The sequence below is a fragment of the Bacillus sp. CBEL-1 genome, from assembly GCF_004348885.1.
GTDB classification, from domain to species: Bacteria; Bacillota; Bacilli; order Bacillales; family Bacillaceae_H; genus Priestia; species Priestia aryabhattai_A.
The window spans coordinates 1-23643 of sequence record NZ_SBIM01000014.1 but is presented as its reverse complement, the minus strand read 5'-3'; the positions used below and the strand labels follow the sequence as shown (position 1 = coordinate 23643).

Genomic DNA, 23643 nt, shown 5'->3' with positions numbered 1-23643 from the left:
AACAGATAGAGAAAGGTGGAAGCCATGAATCAACAACTGATGAATGATACATTTTTAAAAGCATGCCGAGGAGAAAAGACAGATCATGTACCAGTTTGGTATATGCGTCAAGCAGGCCGCTCTCAGCCGGAATATCGTGCTTTAAAGGAAAAGTATTCACTGTTTGAAATTACGCATCAGCCTGAATTAGGGGCTTATGTGACGCGCTTACCAGTTGAGCAGTACGGAGTCGATGCAGCTATTTTATATAAAGATATTATGACACCGCTTCCTGCAATTGGAGTGGATGTTGAGATTAAAACAGGTATTGGTCCCGTGATTTCAAACCCAATTCGTTCGATGCAAGATGTTGAAAACTTAGGGTATATTACACCTGAAGAAGATGTAGCCTATGTATTAGATACAATTAAGCTGTTAACAACGGAGCAGCTGAACGTTCCTTTAATTGGATTTGCTGGTGCACCTTTTACAGTAGCTAGCTACATGATTGAAGGCGGCCCTTCTAAAAATTATAATAAGACAAAAGCATTTATGTATACAGAGCCAAAGGCTTGGTTTGCATTAATGGATAAGTTAGCAGATATGACAATTACATATGTAAAGGCACAGATAGATGCTGGAGCAAGGGCTATTCAAATCTTTGATTCATGGGTCGGCGCGTTAAACGTAGCAGACTATCGCTACTTTATTAAACCAGTAATGAATCGGATTTTTACAGAGCTAAGAGAAAAGAATGTTCCGCTTATCATGTTTGGCGTAGGGGCAAGTCACTTGGCAAAAGAATGGCACGACCTTCCTCTAGACGTAGTAGGTCTTGATTGGCGTATGCAGGTTCAAGAAGCACGAGAGCTTGGTCTAACTAAAACGCTGCAAGGTAATCTAGATCCAGCAATTTTACTAGCTCCTTGGGAAGTAATCGAAGAACGTGCAAAAGCGATCCTTGATCAAGGAATGCAACAAGACGGGTATATCTTTAACTTAGGACACGGTGTATTTCCACAGGTTAATCCTGAGACGTTGAAAAGGCTTACTGCTTTTATTCATGAATATTCAGCAAATAGACAATAAATTGTCAAAAAAAACAGAGCCTTATTTTTTGTTTTTTCATTTTTGTTCATGAGAAAATATAGGAACAGACGGATTTTAACAAAGAGGTGTAAATCATGAGTAAAAAAGTCATGGGGTTACTCGTAATGGCTTACGGTACGCCATATAAAGAAGAAGATATCGAAAGGTATTACACGCATATCAGAAGAGGAAGAAAGCCATCTGAAGAAGCGCTTGAAGATTTAAAACAGCGTTATGAAGCAATAGGAGGCATTTCACCGTTAGCGAAAATCACTGAAGAGCAAATGCGATGTCTTGAGCAGCATTTAAATGAAATTCAAGACGACATTGAGTTTAAGGCTTATCTGGGCCTTAAACATATTGAGCCATTTGTTGAAGAAGCAGTAGAGCAGATGCACAAAGATGGGATTAAAGAAGCAGTTAGCATTGTGCTTGCTCCACATTTTTCAACGTTTAGTGTGAAATCTTACAATGGTCGTGCAAAAGAAACAGCTGAAAAACTAGGCGGCTTGGTTATTCATTCAATTGAAAGCTGGTATAAAGAGCCTAAGTTCATTAATTATTGGGTTAGAAAAGTTAAACAAACGTTTGATTTAATGTCAGACGCTGAAAAACAAAAAGCCGTACTCATTGTATCAGCTCATAGTCTTCCAGAGAAAATTATTGCGGCTGGAGACCCTTACCCACAGCAGCTACAGGAAACAGCGGATCTTATTGCTGAAGGTGCGGGAGTTAGCAATTACGAAGTGGGATGGCAAAGTGAAGGCAATACGCCAGATCCATGGATTGGTCCAGACGTACAGGATTTAACACGTGATTTGTATGAGCATAAAGGCTATCGTTCTTTCGTATATACACCTGTAGGATTTATTGCGGATCATCTTGAAGTGTTGTACGATAATGATTATGAATGCAAGGTTGTAACGGATGAATTAGGTGCAAACTACTATCGTCCAGAAATGCCGAATGCAAAGCCTGAATTTATTGATGCATTAGCAACAGTAGTGTTAAAGAAAGTAAATAACGAATCTCAAAATCAATAAAAAATAGAAGAAGCGAGCTATAACCTTAGCCGCTTCTCTTTCTATTGAATTTAATGAAAAGGCGATGATTACATGACGGAAGCAAACAAAAAGATTGTTATCATCGGTGGTGGAATAACTGGTCTTTCAGCTGCCTATTACCTACAAAAAGCGATTAAAGAGAAAGGCCTGCCGTATGAATTTCAATTAATTGAAGCAACCCATCGATTAGGAGGGAAAATTCAAACTGTAACCCGTGATGGTTTTACAATTGAAAGAGGTCCCGATTCCTTTTTAGCGCGCAAATTACCTGGCTCTAAGCTGGTAAAAGAAGTAGGGTTAGGAGATGAACTTGTTCATAACTCAACCGGACAGTCTTATGTATTGGTAAAAGAGAACCTTCATCCAATGCCAGAAGGTGCCGTAATGGGTGTGCCAACAAAGATTTCTCCGTTTGTAACAACGGGTCTATTTTCTCCCATTGGTAAACTACGCGCTGCTGCCGATTTTGTCATTCCCAAAACAAAGCATGAAGGAGACCAATCACTGGGCATGTTTTTTAGAAGACGCTTAGGCGATGAAGTTGTTGAAAACTTAATTGAGCCTTTGCTTTCTGGAATCTATGCGGGAGACATTGACCGCTTGAGTTTAAAATCAACATTTCCACAGTTTTTACATGCAGAGCAGCGACACCGCAGTTTAATTGTTGGCATGAAGAAGTTTAAAGAACTTCAACCTAAGCAGGCTGAAGATGCTAATGCAAAAAAACAAGGTGCATTTTTAACATTGAAAAAAGGTCTGCAGTCGCTTGTTGATGCAATTGAAGAGCAGCTTGACCCGTTGGCGGTGGTCAAAGGAGTTAAAGTTGAAAAAGTAAATCGTATGGGTGAACAATATGATTTAACATTGAGCAATGGAAAAGAGATGAAAGCTGATGCAGTCATTATCACTTCTCCTCACTTCGCTGCTCAATCAATGTTGTCTCACTACCCAATCTTTGAGCCGCTTCGTGAGATGCCGTCTACTTCTGTTGCTACAGTAGCAATGGCTTTTCCTAAAGAAGCAGTGAAAGAAGATATTAATGGTACTGGATTCGTTGTATCTCGCAACAGTGATTATACAATTACAGCGTGTACATGGACACATAAAAAGTGGCCTCATTCTACTCCAGACGGTAAAGTATTACTGCGTTGTTACGTGGGAAGAGCAGGAGACGAAGCCATTGTTGACCAGTCGGATGAAGAAATTGTCCAAGTGGTATTAGAGGATTTAAATCGCATTATGCAGATTACGGAAAAGCCAGAATTCTATGTGGTGACGAGATGGAAAAAAGCAATGCCTCAGTACACGGTTGGGCATCAAGAGCGCTTAGAAGAAATTACTCAAGCTATTGAAGAACAGCTTAAAGGTTTATATCTAGCAGGAAGCTCTTATGAAGGACTAGGATTACCCGACTGTATCGAACAAGGTGAGGATGCAGCGAAGCAAGTCTTGAAATATTTTCAAGCAGAAAAAGCGGAGCAGAAGTAAATCTGCTCCGCTTTTTCTGTAAGAACTTTCATGAGGTTGCGTAGTATAACAGATTTATGCTATAGTTACAACGTACTAATTGACCATAATATTCATTTGGTCAAAAAAGAGGGGTGTATCAATTGGCGATTGATCGAAAGCAATCGGTGCTAGACGCAGCGTCAAAATCGTTTTCACTGTTTGGGTATAAGGCAACGACAATGGACCAAGTCGCTAAAATGGCCAATGTCGGAAAAGGAACCATCTATACGTTTTTTAAAAATAAAGAAGAGCTTTTTGATGAAATTGTATCTAGAATGATTCGGGATATGCTGCAACAAGCAGAGTCAGCAATCTCTTCTGAACGAACGTTTTTTGAAAATGCTCAAGCTGCTATTTATCGCATGCTCCAATTTCGAACAGAGCATCAGCTTATGCTTAAGCTCGTTCAGGAACAGGAAATGGGTACGTCAGCTGTTAAAGACGTATTGGTGCAAGTTGAAAATGAAATTTTGACGTATATAAAAAAGAGAATTGAAGCAGCGATTGCAAAAGGTGAAATTCAAAGCTGTGACCCAGAAGTGACGGCATTTTTACTTGTGAAAATGTATGTTGCTTTAGTTTATGATTGGGAAAAACAGCATCAGCCGCTATCTGAGCAACAAATTTCAGATCTGATTGAGCTCTATTTTCTAAGAGGATTATTTACTAAATAAACAAAAGCCGGACTTCATTAAAGTCCGGCTTTTTCGTTAATCGTTTGTTTGGTTATGTTCTTCTTGCTGCTTTTCTTTCTCACCTAGCTCTTGTTCGCCTTTTTTCTTTAAGTCAAAGTAAGCGCGTAGAGCCGCTTGACCTAACTGTCTATTTAACGCATGTCCAGGGCCTTTTACGTAAGAAGATGGTACAACAACCGCCATTGCAACCTCTGGATTATCGTAAGGTGCGTAGGCAATTAAGTTAGAGTTACGAACGGCTACCCCTTGGTTGTAAGTCTCAGCTGTTCCTGTTTTGCCGGCAGGCTTATAGGGCTCTGAACTAAACTCATTTTTTGCAGTTCCGTTTGTCATTACGCGGCGGAACCCAGCTTTCACAGCGTTTATTTCTTCTTGGCTCATCGTAATTCGGTTTAATACTTCGGGCTCAACGGATTTTTGTACACTACCTTTAAGCTCCGTATCAAGTTCAGGCTCACGAATCTCTTTCACAAGCTGAGGCTTTAACCGGTAGCCGTTGTTAGCGATAGTAGCCGTGTACTGAACGAGCTGTAGAGGCGTATACGTATCATACTGACCGATTGCCAAATCGAGCGCTTTACCAGGTAAAGAATAGTCATTTCCAATCATCCCTGTAGTTTCGTTGTCTAGCTCAATACCTGTTGAGACGCCTAAACCAAACTGGCTGTAGTACGAACGAAGCTGATCCCACGTTTTTCGAGGAATATTAAGACCACCATGCGGTACATAGTTTTCTCCAGCCATACTTAAAACGGTTTTATACATGTATACGTTAGAAGACTGTTCTAACGCCCGACCGATACCAGCAGATCCGATTGGGTGAGAAGACTGCTTCTTCCCACCGCCTTTGAAGTACATCGGAGCGTCATAAAATACAGTGCCTAAGTTAATAGCTCCCGAATCCAATCCGGCTAAAATGGTTGCCCCTTTAACAGTTGATCCCATTTCATAAGCAGTTGTAATGTTTCCAAGCGCAAAATCTTTTACTTCTCGTTTACCGCTACTTTCATTATAAACAAGCTGCTTCCCGCCCATAGCTAAAATTTCACCAGTGTGTGGATCCATCATAATAATAAATGCACGGTCTAACAGACTTGTTCCAGGTTTGGCTGCTTTTGCCTTTAGCAATCCGTTAGTCAAAATTTCTTCGACTTGTTTTTGAAGCTCCATATCAATGGTTAAGACTAAGTCGCTCCCACGTTGACCTTCCGAGACAACTTTCTCTTCTAGAATGTTTCCAGATCGGTCCGTAACGTGCTGAATGCGAGCTTTTTGTCCCCGCAGTACGTTTTCATACTGCTTTTCTAAATAGCTTTTTCCAACGCGGTCATTTCGGCTGTAGCCGTGTGATAAATAGTATTGTAAATTCTCGCGCGGAAGTCCTTCATCAGCGGACGTAATGTTACCAAGTAGCGTACTTAAGAGACTATCATATGTATACATACGGTCCCAATAGGTTGTCACATCGACGCCAGGTAGAGCAGAGAGCTGTTCGCTAATAACGGCCATTTCTTGGTCGTTTAATCCACTTTTTATAATTTGAGGTGTTAGCTCATAGCCAGCTTCCATTTTACTTTTAATAGCAATGACTTCTAAATCATCTTTTAAGGTATTAAGTTCTTTCTTAGTGATGCGCTTTAGCTGTAGAGGGTAAAGGTCTTCTTCTTTAAGTTTTCCATCTTCTACTTTCTTCAAGTCGCTATCGGTAATCTTTTTCTTTGCTTCTTCTGGATTTGTTGCAATCCAATAATCTTTCAAGTCACGTTCAGTGAGCTTAACGATATTTTTATCATCGCTTTTTTGATTCTCGTCGCCAAACACGTTTGTTGTGACAGGAAGATCAATTATTTTAGCTAATGATTTCGCAATCTTGAGCTTTTCTTCTTGTTTTACGCCTTTTAAGCGGGTATAAGTAACCGCGTTTAAAGGTTTATTGTCCACGATAACACGATCGTATCGGTCAAGCATTTTCCCTCTCGGTACGGGCGTATTAACGGTGACGTCCTCGGTTTTTTCGACTTCACGTTTATAGCTTTCACCATGAACGATTTGGACAATTCCAAGGCGCAAAATGAGAACAGAAAATAGGATAAATACAATAAAGAATAATATATTGACGCGTAAAGAGACATGATTTCTTTTTCTTTTCTTTTGTTTCATATAAACACCTTCACTTATTGAAAATAGAGCTATAAATCTACTATCTTACATCTTAACATAATTATGTCTAAATTTGTTATTAGGTGGAATAGTTATAAGAAATTAATCGCATCCAATTTTTCGCATTATCATAATGTGGGAAAAAAGGTTTGGGTTATTAGTCGTTTAAAATAGAGTGGGAGAGTGAAGAGCGCACACAACAAGTAGTGATTTCCATTCCAGGTTGCTCGCTTTCCGCAGGGCGAGCGCCAAGCCTGCTCGTAAACTGCGGGGTCTCGCCTGCTCGCTAATCCTGCAGGAGTCTCACCCTCTTTCATTTCAATCACTGTTTTTGGAATGAGAGGAAATCAATTATTTCTAGTGTAGTTGGGGTATGAAAGAGGGAGGACATACTCAACGAGTTTTGATTTTTCTTCAAATTATTTGTTTTCCATTGATAGAAGAGTTAGAGAATATGGCCAACAATTCTTGAGACTTGAACAGGTCATCAATATTTTCCACTCTTTTGTTCAATATTGTCTCCTATTCAAATTACCTATAATCAGTACAATGGAATTAAGGTCCTGACAATCAAGGGGGTATATAAAATGAAAATGAAAAGGCTTACATTGTTATCCGGGGTACTAGCTTCATCATTGTTATTTGCAACTGCATGTTCAAATTCTGGTTCAGAGTCAACAGCAAAGTCAAGTGGGGGTTCAGGAGACGAAGTCGTAATTGATATGTTCCAGTTTAAAGTGGAGATTGCTGAACAGTTAAAAGAAGTAACGGATGCATATACAAAAGAAAACCCAAACGTTACGTTTAATATTCAAACAGTTGGCGGAGGCGCAGATTATGGTGCTGCTTTAAAAGCACAGTTTGCTTCTGGTAACGAGCCAGACTTGTTTAATAACGGTGGCTTCCAGGAAGCACAAACATGGTTAGAAAAGCTAGAAGATCTTTCTGATCAACCTTGGGTTGATGATTTGTATGACGTTGCGAAAGAGCCGATGACAGTGGATGGAAAGATTTATGGTCAGCCTTTAAACCTTGAGGGATACGGTTTTATTTACAATAAAGATTTATTTGAAAAAGCTGGTATAAAAGAGTTACCAACTACATTATCAGAGTTAGAAGCAGCGTCTAAGCAGTTAAAAGCAAAAGGAATTACCCCATTTTCAAATGGATATGGTGAGTGGTGGGTATTAGGAAATCACTTGTTTAACATTCCAGTAGCTCAGCAGGATGATCCTGATGCTTTCATTAAAGGATTAAATGACGGTACTGCAAAGTTTGAAGGTAACGAAACGTTTAAGCAATTTATGGATTTATTTGACTTAACGCTAAAATATGGAAATAAAAATCCGTTAACAACGGATTATAATACGCAAGTAACGCAATTTGCTGCTGGAGAAACAGCAATGATGCAGCAAGGAAACTGGACTGTAAATATGATTACAAAAATTAATCCAGATATGAAAATGGGCTTTATCCCAATGCCAATTAGTGATGACAAAGAGAAAAATGATAAGCTAGCAGTTGGTGTACCAAATAACTGGGTAGTTAATAAAAATGCTCCAGAAGCTGATAAAGAAGAAGCAAAAAAATTCTTAAACTGGCTGGTAACGTCTGAAACAGGACAAAAATTCTTAGTAGAAGAATTTAAATTTATTCCGGCATTTAAGAGCATTGATGGAAAAGGAATTGACTCTTTATCAGACGATATCTTAAAATACTCTGACGAAGGTAAAACGTTATCGTGGAACTGGTTTAAGTATCCAGATGGTGCTGTACAAGAAATTGGAGCAGCAATGCAATCTTATGCAGGAGATCAAATTTCAGAAGATGAGTTCTTGAAAAAGTTAGATGAAATCTGGGCGAAAATGAAAAAATAAACGTAAAACGGAAGCCTTCTGTATGATTAGAGTAGACATATAGAAGGCTTTTTGTGATGAAACTGTAAAAAAAAGTAGATTGAAAGCGCTTTTATTGTATAATGATAGCAATGCAATATAATTTATAGAATAGTAAGAAGAAGGAGGGCTGTGATGAAGGGGTGGAGCATTCGCAAGAAGCTTATTTTGTTTCTACTCATTGCGACTGTTGTACCGTTTATTATCTCCAATGCGTTCACTTATCAATATACAAAAGAAACTGTTAAAAACCGCTTTATTTCAACTAACTATCAGGTAGTCAAAAGCGGCAGTGAAGACCTGAGCACATACTTGCAGGAAATTTCCGATATTACACCGCGTTTATACGGCTATTATCCATTTATTAAAGTGTTACAAGAAGGTGTAAATAATGATTTAGGAGCAAGTCAGTTAGAAGTCCGAAGAACATTATCTTATTTATTTAATACGCGACCAGAAATTAGGCAGCTTCATTTATATATTGAAAACGGACAAGATTCTTATACGGTATACAATTCTAAAATTAGCAGTCGAAAAAAATATGAAGATATTTATTCACATTCTTATTATGCTAGGTTAAAAGAAAAACAGCGGTTTCTATTAATTGAACCTACTCATACAGTATACAGCTACAATAACTTATCAACCATTTTAGATTCTGATCCAAAGCAAGTCATTAGCTTTCATCACATGATTAATGAAGTTCCTTCTAACAACTTGTTAGGCTTTCTGTCAATAGACATTGATTTATCTAAAGTTAAATCTACTTCAGACAGCTTGTACAATAAAGAAGAAGAAGATTTTTATTTAATTAACGATGAGGGAATGATTATGTATTCATCAGATCAACAAGCAATTGGGACAACGCAAAAGTATAAGTGGATTCAACAACTGAAAAACAAAGAGTCTCATAGCGTAGAATGGGAAGATTCAAAGTTTTCGGGAGTACTCGTTTATGACAAACTAGCAGCTCCATTTGATGAATGGCATATCGTAAAGCGAATTCCCTATAGTGTTTTATATGAAGATGCAAGAAGAACCGCTCTGATCAGTGTCTTAATCGGAGTACCGTTTTTATTGATGATTATTATTGCTACATTGATTGTATCAGTTCGATTTACAGAGCCCATTCGAATTTTAATTCAAAATATGAAAGAAGTTGAAAAAGGTTCCTTTGTTGTCCGTTTTAAAACACTAGGTAACGATGAGTTTGGTATGCTAGGTCAGCATTTTAAATCTATGGTCGAAACAATTAATGACTTAATTAAGCGAAAATATCGCTTGGAGATTGAAAATAAATCAACGCAACTTAAAGTGCTGCAGTCCCAAGTGAATCCTCACTTTTTATACAATGCATTTCAATCGATTGGCACGCTTGCTTTAAAGCATAAGGCTGTCGAAGTCTATAAGCTACTAACCCTCCTTTCGAATATGATGAGATACAGTATGAATATGAAGGAAGATATTGTGACACTCACTGAGGAAGTGAAGCATGCTGAAGCATTCTTGGCACTACAAAAACAGCGCTTTGGCTCTAAGTTTTCGTATGAATTTCAAATTGACGAAGAGTTAAAACACACATTGGTTCCAAAGATGATCTTACAGCCGCTTGTAGAAAATTCTTTTAAGCACGGATTTGAAACAAGGGTAGGAGATGGAAAGCTAACAATCTCAGCTTCTTTAATAAACGAACACTTTATACAAATTTGCGTAAGAGACAATGGAAAAGGGATGAATGAGAAAGCATTAGCATCCTTACGTGAAAGTTTAGCGCTATCTAATCAGCATATAGGAGAGCATATAGGCTTGCAAAACATTTCAGATCGCTTATTGATCTACTATGAAAACGTAGCAAGGATGGAGATTGAAAGTAAAGAAAACGAACATTTTACAGTGAAAATGACCTTACCACGAGATTTAAATAAAGGAGATGATAATAATGAAAGTTCTGATTGTTGATGATGAAGAACACGTTCGTGAAGGAATTAAGCTCTTAGGCGACTGGGACGCACATCACATTGAAAGTATTATTGAAGCTGAAAACGGTGAGCAAGCGATTGCGCTTATCGAGAAAGAAAAGCCACAAATCGTTTTCACAGATATGAAGATGCCCAATATGGGAGGGATTGCTCTATTGGAATGGATGAAGCACCATGCTCCTAAAACCAAAACCATTGTCGTAACTGGTTATGATGATTACCACTACATGAGAAAAGCAATTCATTTTGGATCGACAGATTACATTTTAAAGCCAGTTGATCCTTCAATCTTAAACGATACGCTAAAAAGAGCCGTAAACGAATGGAATAAAGAAGAGCATGAACGAAAACAGCACAATAATAGCTATCAGTTAATTAATGAGATGAAGCCGATGTATCGTGATCGCAAACTGACCCAAATTATCAATAACTACGTGCTACAAGACACGGTATATGAAGAGCTTGGCTTTCATTCAAACAGTGAGTATGAAGTAGCTATTATTCGGGTTGATGAAGCGACAATCCAAGCATTTGGTGGAGATCGTGACTTAGCCTATTTTTCAATTTTAAACGTGGCTAATGAGCTCTTAGTTGAAAAAGAGAATGGAGTGGCTTTTCGTTATTTATCACAAAAGGGTGAAATCGTAATAATCTTCTGGGACCATTTTTCTGAAATTAAGCAGCTTTTGAACAGGCTACACAAGCAGATTTTCTTAGCTTTCAACGTATGTTGTCCACTTGCCAAGGGACGTCATGTTGAATCTGTTTCAGTATTGCTAGAATCCTATCAAACAGCAAAGGCAGCTTTATTAGCGAGCAATGTGCTAGTTGACAGTTGTGTTGAGTTTTATGAAGAAGCAGATCGTTTAAAGGGAAGTAGCCTATTATTAAACTTGATGGACTACAATACAAAAATCGTAGAAGGAATGCAAGTAGGCAAGATAGATGCTTTCACAGCAATTTTTGATGAAGTGAAGAACGCTGTGAAGCAGGCCAATTACTTATCCTTAAAGGAGTTGCTGCATATTGAAAAAGAGTATCAGCTCCTTAGTGAACACTGGTTAAAGAAATACGAAATTTCATATAATGCGCAAAGTCACTATGAGCAGGCGCTAGCTTCATTTTTTGATGCGAAAGGCAAGTTTGATTTTGAGAAATACATGAACCGAAAACAAAGAGAGATTGTGCGTTTTTTAAATATTGTGAAGCGAGATAAGCAAAAAAGCAATCGTGATACAATTTATGAAATTGAGCAGTTTTTACAAATGAATTATGATCGAGACGTGAAGCTTCAAGAGATTGCAGAACGCTTCTATTTAAGTAGAGAGTATATTTCAAGGAAGTTTAAACAAGAATTTCAGGAAAACATCTCTGACTACATTGTGAAAGTTCGAATGACAAAAGCCAAGTCCCTCTTAAAAAATGAGCAGCTGAAAATTTATGAAGTAGCAAACATGATTGGTTATCAAGATGATAAATATTTTCGCAAAGTGTTTAAGAAACTAGAAGGATTAACACCGAATGAATATCGTCAACTATCGGTCTGAGAAAAGACCCCCTTTGTGATAAAAGGGGGTCTTTTCTCAGACGTCTGTCGTCAGACTTCTATTTACATAAAAACACCGACAAGAATAGCTGTAATGAAGCTAGCTAATGTTCCACCAATAATTGCGCGCAGGCTAAGTTTTGAAACATCTTTTCGTCTAGAAGGGGCTAAAGAGCCTAATCCAATAATTAGCTGTCCAATTGATGAAAAGTTTGCAAAGTTACATAAAGCAATCGAAAGAACTGCTACAGTTTTTGGCGATAGCTGATCCATGACTTCAGTTAAGCTTAAATACGCAATAAATTCGTTAGCTGCAAGCTTTGTTCCAATAATAGAAGCAGCTTGTAAAGCATCTGAGACAGGAATACCAATGATAATAGCAAACGGATAAAATACATAACTAAAAATAGTTGCTAAATCTATGTTGACAAGGCCTAGTGCTCCGTCAACCAATGCAAGAATACTAATGAAAGCAATTAAAAGGCCCCCGATGTTTAAAGCTAGCATAACGCCGCTTGCTGTTCCATCTGCCATCGCTTCAAATACATTTGCATGATTACTTTTTTCCATTGCTACGTTTTCTTTTGTTTGAGACTCTTCGGTTTCTGGTAACATAATTTTTGCAATAATAATTGAAACAAGAGGAACGCTAAAAACCGCAATTAGCAAATACTTCATATCAATTCCCATTAAAGAATATCCAACAAGAATTGCTCCACTAGCAGAAGCGGTTCCTCCTACCATAACCGCAAAAAGCTCAGATCTTGTAAGCTTGTCAAGGTAAGGTTTTACAAGTAAAGGAGCTTCAGCGAGCCCTAAAAATGAGTTTCCAACTGCATTAAATGTTTCAACTTGCGTAGTGCCAAGGGCTTTTCCTAAGATAATTCCAACAATTCGGACAAAAAAAGGAATGATTCGTAAATAATAAAGTGCAGACACTAAAGCTGAAATGAAGATAATAACCGTTAGTACGTTAATGGCAAAGACAGAAGTAATATTGGTGTTTTCAAAAAAACCACCGAATACAAACTGAACACCTTCATTGCTATAATTAATAACTTTTTGAACACCTAATGCCATTTTTTCAAGAAAAGTTTGGCCTAGAGGTACTTTAAGCACAAAGAGTACAAACAAAATTTCAAGTGAAAGACCTACGAGAACCGTACGCCAAGGGAAAATTTTGCGATTTGTACTTAAAAGCCAGCTGACAAATAAAATTGCTACAAGTGATAGTAGACCGATGAGATAAGACATGATGGAATCCTCCTATAAAAAAACTGCTTCCTCCAAGCTATAGGAGAAAGCAGCAGTAAGTCTTACCTCATACGTACCGCTTTCCCTTATAGTCTAACAATTTACGGTTGTTAGGTAGAAACTTGCGATCCATATTATCGCGATTATACAAAGGAAGCGTATAAAAATGTGTTTTCATTCTATCAATATGACTATTGTATGACAACATTAAATTAATAGATATTAAGAAGTTTATATATTGAAAATATTCATTTTTTACAAGGCATTAATAAAAATATAAGTCAGACTTTTAGTTAAAAGGTTGGGATTTTAAAAGTCAAATTTCCTATTTTTCTATTAAAAAAAGGAAACGGAAAATTCGTAAAGAAACTTTAGTATGTAGAGAATAGAGAAGTGGAAGGGGAATGGAGAAGAAATGAAAAAGCATCTTTTATCAGCAGTTGGTGTAATTGTTATGGGAGCAAGCCTTATGGGGCCTACATATGTGGGAGCAAATAATGTAACGAATAACTCAACACAGCAATCCTATTCTGTATCAGGATTTATTAATCATGCAGAGTTGGGAAAACGCCTTCAACAGATTGAACATTCGTCTAAAGGCACTGTAAAAGTAGAAGTAGCAGGGCATTCTAATCGTGGTCTCGAGATTTATAAAGCAACGGTTGGTACTGGAAAAAAGATCGTACTTATTCAAACAGAAATTCACGGTAATGAAAAAACAGGTACGGAAGCTTTGTTAAACATTCTGCAAAACCTTAGTACAAATTCACCCGAAGCAAAAAAGATGCGTGAGGAGATGACGTTAGTTGTCCTTCCAATGATGAATCCGGATGCGTCTGAGCTTAACCGCCGTGGCAACGATTTGTCTTGGCAAGAAGTTACTCAGGCCTTTCCTCAACTAAAAGATGCAAAACCTTCATGGAACTACTACACGTATACCAATCAATATTTTAATTATACAAATCAGCCAGGCTTTGATGTAAACAGAGATTTTAATCCCGACTTAGACTATGTTCCAGCAAGCAAAGATTTTCCTGGTAACTCAGGAAATCCAGGATGGTTCATCACGCCAGAAGCTCAGACTGTAAGGGATGTGTATAAAGGTTTAAAAGAAAAGCACGGAAATGTCGATGTCTTTGTTGATATGCATCATCAAGGTACTTATTATGTAGAGGGAACAGACGATTTAGTGACAATGTCACTTTCAGGAAAATTTGTTGATATTAATAAAAGCCGTTATGAAGAATATCAATCAAACTACAACCTTGAATTTTCTAAACAGCTTAATTTAGCAGCTTATAATGCACTGCAGGCGGTTGGCAATTCACCTTTTACTAATATTACGCTGTATGATCAGAATATCGACTTACCTGGAACAGCTCTTGGTACATTCGCATTAAACGGAAGCGGAACGGTCTTATTTGAAGTGCGAGGTCAAACTCACACATTTGGACAAAAGAAAAAAGGTCAACTTGTAAAAGCGGTTGAAACAGGCTTATATGGAATTTTACATGGTGTAACAGACGAATCTGTTTATAAGCTAAATTCAAATCAGTATGATGACATTCCCAAAACCGCATATCAACCAGGCCTATAAGATAACAATTCATAGAATATACTAAATGGAGAGAGAATAAAAACCTCTCTCTTTTTTTTGATTGGTCTAAATTTATGACATTTATTACAAAAAAACTATGAATTTATACGGGTGTTAATGGTATTATAAAGTAGTTGAAATTAAACCTAGGGGATGAAGTAACTGGATGAAACAATCTCAGTTAGAAAAGGAGATTCGAGCTTTACAAGATATCATCTATCGCTTGGCAAAGGAAACGAATGAGTACTCTTATGGCACGATTTTAAAAGTTAGCCAGGAGTTAGATAAAAAAATTTTTTTGTATCAAAAATTGAAGAATTCATGTGATTAAATGAATGATTTTCTGTCGCTGTAAGCAAACCGAGTATGCACGACTCTACTAAAGTGTTAAAACTCGGAAGAGAACAGTTTTATTTGTTCGATAATTGAAAAGAGTAGCGTAAGTGATGAAGTTAATCACATCAAAAAGGCTCTGTTATAAAACAGAGCCTTTTTGATGTGACCGCTTACTATTTCATAACATCTACACAGTTATCGCATTTATTTCCATAGCATTCATGCTGCTCTTCGATCTCCTGGCCGCATTCTAAGCACTTTTTAGTCGGTAATTTTTTGAAAAAATCAGACATTTTTTCTAACATCTCCATCGCCTCCGTTTAATTTGTTATTAATATTGTATTATAACAGATGTATTTTAGCAACTGTGTTTTAGAACAAAAACAGCCCATTTTTATAAAAAAACGTAATTTGTTATATAACAGTTAGTTATCTGTTAATTCTTGTTCCGTTCTTTTTTGTTTAGATTTTAAATAGGTCTGGGGTATACTAGGGCTAAAGGCATTCAGAAAGGGAGGGCAACTTGAATGAAAGTAACAGTTGTTGGTTTTTGGGGCGGATACCCTGCTGTGTCAGAAGCAACCTCGAGCTATTTATTTGAACATGATGGCTATAAGTTGTTGGTGGATTGTGGAAGTGGAGCACTTGCACAGTTGCAAAATTATGTAGCTCCACAAGATCTTGACGCAGTTATTTTATCTCACTATCATCATGATCATGTTGCGGATATTGGGGTACTTCAATATGCTCGATTAATTCAATCTCACTTAGGTAATGATGTGAAAGAATTACCTATTTATGGACATACATATGATCAAGCAGCGTTTGAGAAGCTGACGCATTCTGGCATTACCAAAGGGATTTCTTATAATCCTAATCAATCGTTAGAAGTTGGACCATTTACCATTACATTTCTACAAACAAAGCATCCTGTAACATGCTTTGCAATGCGAATTTCTGCTGGAGATAAAACTGTCGTGTATACGGCAGATTCTAGCTTCATTGATGAATTCGTGCCTTTTTCACAGCAAGCTGATTTAGTAATCTGTGAATGCAATTTCTATGCTCACCAGAATGGAAGCGGTGCAGGGCATATGACCAGTACCGAAGCAGGGAAGTTAGCACAAGGTGCTAGCGTGAAAGAACTAATGTTAACGCATTTGCCACACTACGGGAATGTAGAACAATTAGTGACAGAAGCACAAAATCAGTTTACAGGGAGCGTTTTTCTAGCAAGTTCAGGATTACAATGGAATAAGTAGGAGGATAAAAGAAAGATGTTATATATTAACAACGGAGATATACATGACCCAAGGATTAACCTAGCAATCGAAGAATATGCGCTGAAGCATTTAGATATTAACGAAACATATTTATTATTTTATGTGAATGAACCATCTATCATTATTGGTAAAAATCAAAATACCATTGAAGAAATCAATACGAAGTATGTAGAAGATCAAGGAATTCATGTTGTTCGCCGTTTATCGGGTGGAGGTGCCGTGTATCATGATTTGGGTAACCTTAACTTTAGCTTTATTACTAAAGATGATGGGGAAAGTTTTCATAATTTCAAGAAATTCACGGAGCCTGTTATTGAAGCGTTAGCAAAACTGGGAGTAAACGCAGAGCTAAGTGGACGTAATGACATTTTAGCCGAAGGACGTAAAATTTCCGGGAATGCACAGTTTTCAACAAAAGGTCGTATGTTTAGTCATGGAACGCTTTTATTTGATTCTGAAATTGAAAATGTAGTATCTGCTTTAAAAGTAAAAAAAGATAAAATTGAGTCAAAAGGTATTAAGTCAATTCGAAGTCGCGTAGCGAATATCAGTGAATTTCTAACGGACAAAATTACAGTAAACGAATTTAAACAGCTTATTTTACGCTATATTTTTAATGGAGAAGAAAATATTAAAGAATATAAGCTTACTGAAAAAGACTGGGAGAAAATCAACGAGATTTCAAACGAACGTTATCAAACATGGGAATGGAATTATGGGAAATCACCAAAATTTAACGTACAGCATGCTCACCGCTTCCCAGTTGGACAAATTGATGTGCGCTTAGAAGTAAGCAAAGGTACCATTACACAATGTAAAATTTACGGAGACTTTTTTGGAGTAGGGGATGTTAGCGAAGTTGAAGAAAAGTTAACAAATATCCGTTATGAAAGAGCGAGCATTTCAGCAGCATTAGACAATATTGATGTGAAGCACTACTTTGGAAATGTTGAAAAAGAAGAGTTTATTGATCTAATTTATTAAGAGCATAAAGCAGGCTGGGTCATAATTAATTTAGCCAATGATAAACCTGAATGATTAAAAGTAAAGAACTTTTAATCATTCAGGTTATTTTGATTGTGAAACGAATTTTGGAAGCAGGGTGGAATGAAGCGAGGCCATTCCAACAACGTAAAGAGGTCAAAAAAGGATTGTTTGTCTTTTTAAAAATCTGTTTTGTTATGTCCCACCCTTTTTCTATGTATATAGTAAGGCGTTATGAAAAGTAAGAGAACTATAATAGCTGCAGTAATCGTTTGTAATGGGGAAAATTTAAAGGCAGTCTTATCTTTATAAGAGTCTTGTCAACGATAGATAAAAAAAAGTATAATATAGTAAGAATGTTTCCAATATTACGCCTAAATAATGAATGGTTGTTCATTCATTATGGCGAGAGGAGGAGAAGAATTGAATTTGTCATTACAGCTTCATACCACTGCGAAGCAGTATCCTGAAAAGGTTGCATACGTGTTTTTAGATAAAGAAGTCACTTATGCCGATCTTGATACCTCTATCACTTTATTTGCAAACGGTTTAAAAAGGTTAGGAGTTCAAAAAGGCGACCATATTGCATTACTACTTGGAAACTCACCGCATTTTATTATTGGATTATATGGTGCTTTAAGAATTGGTGCTACAGTTATCCCAATTAATCCAACCTACACGAAAGGGGAAATTACGTATATTTTACAGAACAGCGACGCAAAGGTGGCCATTACGCTTGATTTCTTAGTCCCTTCATTAGAAGAAGTAAAAGAAGAAATCTCGTCGCTTCAGCATCTGATTGTTTGTGAAAGTAACCTTCAACAAGAGCACAACCTTCTATCTTCAAACGGCATTCATTCGTTTTCATCTCTTGTACAACACCAAGACGTTACATATATTTTCCCAACACTTGATGAAGATGACACAGCTTTAATTTTATATACTTCTGGAACGACAGGTAAACCAAAAGGCGCTATGCTTACTCAGCAAAACGTATATCAAAATGCTAAAGATGTCGCTGATTATTTAAGTATTAACGGAGAAGATCGAGTAGTGGCAGCACTGCCAATGTTTCATGTTTTTTGCTTAACTGTTGCGCTGAATGCCCCACTGATGAATGGTGGCACAGTTTTAGTAATGCCTAAATTTAGTCCCACTACTTTCTTTCAACTTGTAGAAGAGAAACGAGCAACAATTTTTGCTGGTGTACCAACGATGTATAATTTTCTTTTGCAGTCAAACAAAGGTGCAAAAGAAAAAGTAAAGACGCTGCGTTTATGCATATCAGGAGGCGCGTCGATGCCAGTTGCTTTATTAAAAGAATTTGAGAGACAATTTGGGGTTGTTGTTGCTGAAGGGTATGGTTTATCAGAAGCGTCTCCCGTTACGTGCTTTAACCCAATTGATAAAGAACGCAAACCTGGTTCGATTGGAACTTCAATTATGAATGTCGAAAACAAAGTAGTCGATGAAATGGGAAGAGAAGTTCCTATAGGAGAAGTAGGAGAGTTAATTGTAAAAGGTGCAAACGTCATGAAAGGATACTATAAGCTTCCTGAAGATACGGCTCACGCACTTCGAAATGGATGGTTGTATACGGGTGACTTGGCTCGTATGGATCATGAAGGTTATTTCTATATTGTAGATCGTAAAAAAGATATGATTATTGTAGGTGGTTACAACGTGTATCCAAGAGAAGTGGAAGAAGTGTTGTATTCACATCCTGACATTATAGAAGTGGCAGTACTTGGCATTCCCGATCCTGTATTTGGTGAACAGATTAAATGTTACGTTGTAACTAAAGGCGCTAATATTGGTGAACAAGATTTACTTGATTACTGTCAAATTCATTTAGCAAAATATAAAATTCCAAGCAGTATTACATTTTTAGATGAGTTGCCTAAAAATGCTACAGGGAAGATTTTGCGAAAGGCTTTACGGAAAGAGTTGTTAGGAAAGTAAAACGCATAATTGGAAGCGATTTCAATAGGAGGCGGTACTATGGAATCTATTGTATATGATAAGGATAAACAAGTGGCCACAATCATTTTAAATCGACCGGAAGCGATGAACGCATTTAACTACGACATGCTATGTGAACTAGAGCAAGTGGTAGAAAAAGCTCGTATTGATCCAGATGTGCGAGTTGTGAAATTTATCGGTGCAGGTGAAAGAGCATTTAGTGTGGGAGCGGATTTGAAAGAAAGAAAAACGCTTACTGATCAAGAAGTAAAGCGAAATATCTTTAAAATTGGTGAAGTGTTTTCTAAAATTGAGCAACTTCCACAACCTACGCTTGCAATCATTAACGGTTATGCCTTTGGTGGAGGTATGGAACTAGCTTTAGCCTGTGATTTTCGATTTGCTGGGGAAGATGTAGGTCTTGGGTTAACTGAAACAAGCTTGGGAATTATCCCTGGTGCTGGTGGAACTCAACGCTTACCTCGCATTGTTGGGGAAACCAAAGCACTTGAGCTAATTCTAACAGCAGAGCGGTTACTAGCACACGAAGCAGAAAAGATTGGCTTAGTGACAAAGGTTAGCCCGCTCCACGAATTAAACGATGTTGTTGACTGTTTCATTAGCCGTATATTAGCAAATGCACCAATTGCTTTGCAGCAAGCGAAATTTGCTATTAAAGAAGGAATGAAAGTAGATTTGCAGACAGGCTTGCAAATTGAAAGGAAAGCTTATGAGTTAACGATTCCAACAGAAGATCGTATTGAAGCTCTAACAGCCTTTACTGAGAAACGAAAGCCAATTTTTAAAGGAAGATAAATAGAGTGAAAAAGAACTGTCGATAGCGGCAGTTCTTTTTTTATAAGAAGGGATAAAAGGGAACCTTCCCATTTAAAATAGAGAATTCAATAATCTTGTTCTAAATCTCAGGATGAAACCTACAATAATAATAGTTGATAACTGTTTGTACACTTTTGGAAAGTTTTAAAAGGAGGGGTTTATATGAAGAAGATAGTACTTGGTTCGTTTATTCTATTTGTTATATACGCTGTATTAATATGGCTTTACTTATTTCAATGGAGCGACACTTCTATTCCTGATGCGTTAAAAGGGACAAGTGCGGATCCGGCTACTTTTATGAATGAAAGAGAGCTTGTATTAGCGCAAGAATACTCACAAATAAAAGATTTTTTATTCTTTCTCTCTGTGCCGTATGAATGGTTAAGCTTTGTTTTAGTTCTAGTACTAGGATTCTCGCGTAAATTTAGTAAGTGGGCAAAAGACATTACAAAAATGAAGCCTTTGCAAACTGCTATTTATGTATTCTGGCTATCGTTGCTTTTACAAGTATTTACGTTCCCGCTTGATTGGATTAGTTACAAATTATCGATGGCGTATAATATTACAACGCAGCCTTTTACAAGCTGGATGAAGGATGTGACCACTGACTTTTGGGTAAGCCTTGTTATGATGTGGGTAATCGTGTTTGTTCTATATACTTTAATCACCAAGTCCCCCAACAGGTGGTGGTTTTATGCATGGTTATTATCAATTCCTTTTACTTTATTTATCACATTTATTCAGCCGGTTGTCATCGATCCTTTGTATAACGATTTTTATCCGTTAAAAGATAAGCAGCTAGAAGAAAAAATTCTCCGCTTAGCAGATGAAGCGTCCATTCCTACGGATCATGTATATGAAGTGAATATGTCCGAAAAGACAAATTCAATGAACGCGTATGTAACAGGGATAGGTGCAAACTCAAGAATTGTACTTTGGGATACTACTTTAAATAAACTAAGTGATAATGAAATTTTATTTATCATGGCTCATGAAATGGGTCATTACGTGAAAAAGCATATCTATGTTGGAATTGCCAGTGCTCTAGTGCTTTCTTTGGTTGGGTTATGGGTGACAAAGAGGCTGGCGGACATGATAATGCGTAGATGGGGAACTAATATAAAGGTTAAATCGTTGCAGGATGTATCATCATTACCGCTAATTTTGCTATTACTCTCTGTTCTTACGTTTGCGGTTAGCCCAGCTACAAACTTATTGTCCCGGCATCATGAAGTGCAATCAGATACGTATGCTTTAGAATTAACAGAAGACAAGGAAGCTGCGATTAAAACGTTTCAAGAACTTAGTCGTTCGGGTCTATCTCAGGTAAACCCTCCGTTTCTTGTGAAAGTATTTCGTTATAGCCATCCAACCATCTTAGAGAGAATCGAGTTTATGGAAGAGCATAATAAAGAAGAATAACTGTTATAAGGAAAGTAAATATTACTGAAAAACCACTAACAGCAAGGGTTTTAGGCGTAGAACCCTTGCTTATATAGAAAATTTGTAAAAGCAAGGGTTCATCTTTTGAATATACTGTTATATAATAATTTTTGTATAAGGTTATCTGTTTTATAACAAAGTGATAAGGAGGAGTTGTGGTTCTCATAACATTTAAAGTTATAAAAATAGCGGAATATTTCATATTACTTAACAAAGAAGCGGATGCATCCCGCTATACGCTGAATAAGATCCCACTTTCATTCTTGTAACTCTCACACTTATAAAGTTGATGTATTGTTTCTAAACAAATGCATGCAAGCGAATTAGTAGCTAATAGGAAAGCTAAAAAGAAGAGAAAATCGCAAGGGGGATATTAAAGTGAACGATTTAAGAGTAAAGCAATTAGAGAATAGTTGGAAAAATGATGAGCGTTGGAGTGGAATCGAAAGACCTTATTCAGCAGAGAAAGTAATTGGTTTAAGAGGCTCCATAGATATTGAACATACATTGGCTAGAAGGGGTGCCAATAAATTTTGGAATTTGCTTCAAACAGAAGACTACATTCATGCGTTAGGAGCATTAACTGGGAATCAAGCCGTTCAGCAAGTAAAGGCAGGGTTAAAGGCTATTTATTTAAGCGGATGGCAAGTAGCGGCAGATGCCAACTTATCCGGCCATATGTATCCTGACCAAAGTTTGTATCCAGCTAATAGCGTTCCCCATGTTGTAAAAAGAATTAATCAAGCGCTCCAACGTGCCGACCAGATTCAACATCTAGAAGGAGAAGGAGAAGTTGATTACTTTGCTCCAATTATTGCAGATGCTGAAGCTGGGTTTGGCGGACAACTCAACGTATTTGAGTTGATGAAAGGTATGATTGAATCAGGTGCATCTGCGGTTCACTTTGAAGATCAGTTATCTTCAGAGAAGAAATGTGGTCATCTTGGAGGAAAAGTCTTGCTTCCTACCCAAACGGCGGTTAAAAACTTGATTGCTGCTAGGTTAGCGGCAGATGTTATGGGAGTTCCTACTATATTAATTGCACGTACGGATGCAGATGCTGCAGATTTAATCACAAGTGATATTGATCCGGTTGATAAGCAATTTATTAGAGGAGAGAGAACTGCAGAAGGTTTTTATCGTACAAAAGCAGGGCTAGATCAAGCGATTGCTAGAGGATTAGCTTATGCACCGTATGCTGATTTAATTTGGTGTGAGACATCTGAGCCTAATTTAGCACAAGCACAACAATTTGCGGACGCAATTCATGAAAAGTTCCCTGGTAAAATGTTAGCGTATAACTGTTCACCTTCATTTAACTGGAAGAAAAAGCTGGATGCAAAAACGATTGAAAAGTTTCAAAGAGAAATTGCAAAGATGGGTTACAAATTTCAATTTGTTACGTTGGCGGGCTTCCATGCGCTTAATCATAGCATGTTTGAATTAGCTAGAGGCTATAAAGATAGAGGTATGGCGGCTTATTCGGAGCTGCAAGAGAGAGAGTTTAGTAGTGAAATAAATGGCTATACGGCAACAAGACATCAAAGAGAGGTAGGTACGGGTTACTTTGATGAGGTTGCTCAAGTTGTATCAGGTGGTACATCGTCTACAACAGCACTAAAAGGTTCAACGGAAGAAGAGCAGTTTACCAGCAAATAATAGAAAAACCAAAAACACAAGTGAAAGCCACTTGTGTTTTTTTATTGTGAGTAAAAATTACCCCTTTAATATAATTGAAAATTTAAACTTATTATTTAGGGATTGCCAAGTAGTATTTCATTTGTTATATTAATAAATGTTCTTAACGAACAGGTAACAAACAAGTTAAGAATGAAACAAAAAACAAAAAAGTTGTTGACAACAAGTTGATAACTTGGTAAGATAGTAAAGTCGTCTGAGAGCGACGGTTGAACTTTGAAAACTGAACAAAGCGACAAACGTCAACGTTAATTTTTTTAAACTTTTATGAGCAAGTCAAACATTTCTTCGGAGAGTTTGATCCTGGCTCAGGATGAACGCTGGCGGCGTGCC

General features: G+C 37.3%; 18 protein-coding genes and 1 riboswitch. Of the genes, 15 read left to right on the top strand and 3 right to left on the bottom strand.

Features of this window, described 5'->3' with window-relative positions:
• Positions 1-24 precede the first annotated feature (24 nt).
• From hemE to EPL02_RS19345, 4 genes are all read left to right on the top strand, one after another.
• Positions 25-1068: a uroporphyrinogen decarboxylase gene (gene hemE / locus EPL02_RS19360; protein ID WP_094912716.1), complete on the top strand. Its 1044-nt coding sequence runs from the start codon at positions 25-27 to the stop codon at positions 1066-1068.
• Positions 1069-1163: 95 nt separating this feature from the next.
• Positions 1164-2111, top strand: coding sequence for a ferrochelatase (gene hemH / locus EPL02_RS19355; RefSeq protein WP_094912717.1), 948 nt, complete (start codon positions 1164-1166; stop codon positions 2109-2111).
• A gap of 72 nt (positions 2112-2183) precedes the next feature.
• Positions 2184-3620, top strand: a complete 1437-nt coding sequence (hemY, locus tag EPL02_RS19350; RefSeq protein WP_094912718.1) for a protoporphyrinogen oxidase — start codon at positions 2184-2186, stop codon at positions 3618-3620.
• Between the two features lie 122 nt (positions 3621-3742).
• Positions 3743-4315: a TetR/AcrR family transcriptional regulator gene (locus EPL02_RS19345; protein WP_094912719.1), complete on the top strand. Its 573-nt coding sequence runs from the start codon at positions 3743-3745 to the stop codon at positions 4313-4315.
• Positions 4316-4351: 36 nt separating this feature from the next.
• Here the strand turns inward: EPL02_RS19345 and EPL02_RS19340 are convergent, their stop codons facing one another.
• A complete protein-coding gene (locus EPL02_RS19340; protein WP_131888512.1) occupies positions 4352-6496 on the bottom strand; it encodes a peptidoglycan D,D-transpeptidase FtsI family protein in 2145 nt (714 codons plus the stop codon).
• A gap of 587 nt (positions 6497-7083) precedes the next feature.
• Between EPL02_RS19340 and EPL02_RS19335 the strand changes: the two genes are divergently transcribed.
• The 3 genes from EPL02_RS19335 (at position 7084) to EPL02_RS19325 (ending at position 11917) form a co-directional block, all read left to right on the top strand.
• Positions 7084-8373: an ABC transporter substrate-binding protein gene (locus tag EPL02_RS19335; RefSeq protein WP_131888511.1), complete on the top strand. Its 1290-nt coding sequence runs from the start codon at positions 7084-7086 to the stop codon at positions 8371-8373.
• 153 nt (positions 8374-8526) lie between these two features.
• Positions 8527-10350, top strand: a complete 1824-nt coding sequence (locus EPL02_RS19330; RefSeq protein WP_094912722.1) for a sensor histidine kinase — start codon at positions 8527-8529, stop codon at positions 10348-10350.
• The gene (locus EPL02_RS19325) at positions 10331-11917 is read left to right on the top strand and encodes a response regulator (RefSeq protein ID WP_094912723.1); all 1587 of its coding nucleotides are present in this window, start codon (positions 10331-10333) and stop codon (positions 11915-11917) included. Before EPL02_RS19330 ends, EPL02_RS19325 begins: the two co-directional genes overlap by 20 nt.
• A 62-nt stretch (positions 11918-11979) precedes the next feature.
• On the opposite strand, the gene EPL02_RS19320 is transcribed toward EPL02_RS19325, so the two are convergent.
• A complete protein-coding gene (locus tag EPL02_RS19320) occupies positions 11980-13170 on the bottom strand; it encodes a NupC/NupG family nucleoside CNT transporter (protein WP_094912724.1) in 1191 nt (396 codons plus the stop codon).
• A gap of 69 nt (positions 13171-13239) precedes the next feature.
• A riboswitch (purine riboswitch) is annotated at positions 13240-13341 on the bottom strand.
• A gap of 244 nt (positions 13342-13585) precedes the next feature.
• Here EPL02_RS19320 and EPL02_RS19315 point away from each other — a divergent pair.
• Complete coding sequence (locus EPL02_RS19315; protein WP_094912725.1) at positions 13586-14767, top strand: M14 family zinc carboxypeptidase; 1182 nt, start codon at positions 13586-13588, stop codon at positions 14765-14767.
• A gap of 166 nt (positions 14768-14933) precedes the next feature.
• Positions 14934-15098: a Spo0E family sporulation regulatory protein-aspartic acid phosphatase gene (locus EPL02_RS19310; RefSeq protein WP_131888510.1), complete on the top strand. Its 165-nt coding sequence runs from the start codon at positions 14934-14936 to the stop codon at positions 15096-15098.
• Between the two features lie 178 nt (positions 15099-15276).
• Here the strand turns inward: EPL02_RS19310 and yhfH are convergent, their stop codons facing one another.
• Positions 15277-15408 carry a protein YhfH gene (yhfH, locus tag EPL02_RS19305; RefSeq protein ID WP_064484053.1) on the bottom strand — a complete coding sequence of 44 codons (132 nt, stop codon included), beginning with the start codon at positions 15406-15408 and terminating at the stop codon, positions 15277-15279.
• Between the two features lie 222 nt (positions 15409-15630).
• Between yhfH and EPL02_RS19300 the strand changes: the two genes are divergently transcribed.
• From EPL02_RS19300 to aceA, 6 genes are all read left to right on the top strand, one after another.
• Entirely contained in the window at positions 15631-16365 is a 735-nt protein-coding gene (locus EPL02_RS19300) for an MBL fold metallo-hydrolase (protein WP_094912726.1), read from the top strand.
• A gap of 15 nt (positions 16366-16380) precedes the next feature.
• Positions 16381-17370 (top strand): lipoate--protein ligase, encoded by a 990-nt coding sequence (gene lplA, locus EPL02_RS19295; protein WP_094912727.1) that lies wholly within the window; start codon positions 16381-16383, stop codon positions 17368-17370.
• Positions 17371-17793: 423 nt separating this feature from the next.
• Positions 17794-19332: a fatty acid--CoA ligase family protein gene (locus EPL02_RS19290; protein ID WP_094912728.1), complete on the top strand. Its 1539-nt coding sequence runs from the start codon at positions 17794-17796 to the stop codon at positions 19330-19332.
• 39 nt (positions 19333-19371) lie between these two features.
• The gene (locus tag EPL02_RS19285; protein WP_131888509.1) at positions 19372-20148 is read left to right on the top strand and encodes an enoyl-CoA hydratase-related protein; all 777 of its coding nucleotides are present in this window, start codon (positions 19372-19374) and stop codon (positions 20146-20148) included.
• Positions 20149-20331: 183 nt separating this feature from the next.
• On the top strand, positions 20332-21591 hold the full coding sequence (locus EPL02_RS19280) for a M48 family metallopeptidase (protein WP_131888508.1): 1260 nt from the start codon (positions 20332-20334) through the stop codon (positions 21589-21591).
• Between the two features lie 399 nt (positions 21592-21990).
• On the top strand, positions 21991-23271 hold the full coding sequence (aceA, locus tag EPL02_RS19275; RefSeq protein ID WP_222582609.1) for an isocitrate lyase: 1281 nt from the start codon (positions 21991-21993) through the stop codon (positions 23269-23271).
• The last annotated feature ends 372 nt before the right edge of the window (positions 23272-23643 follow it).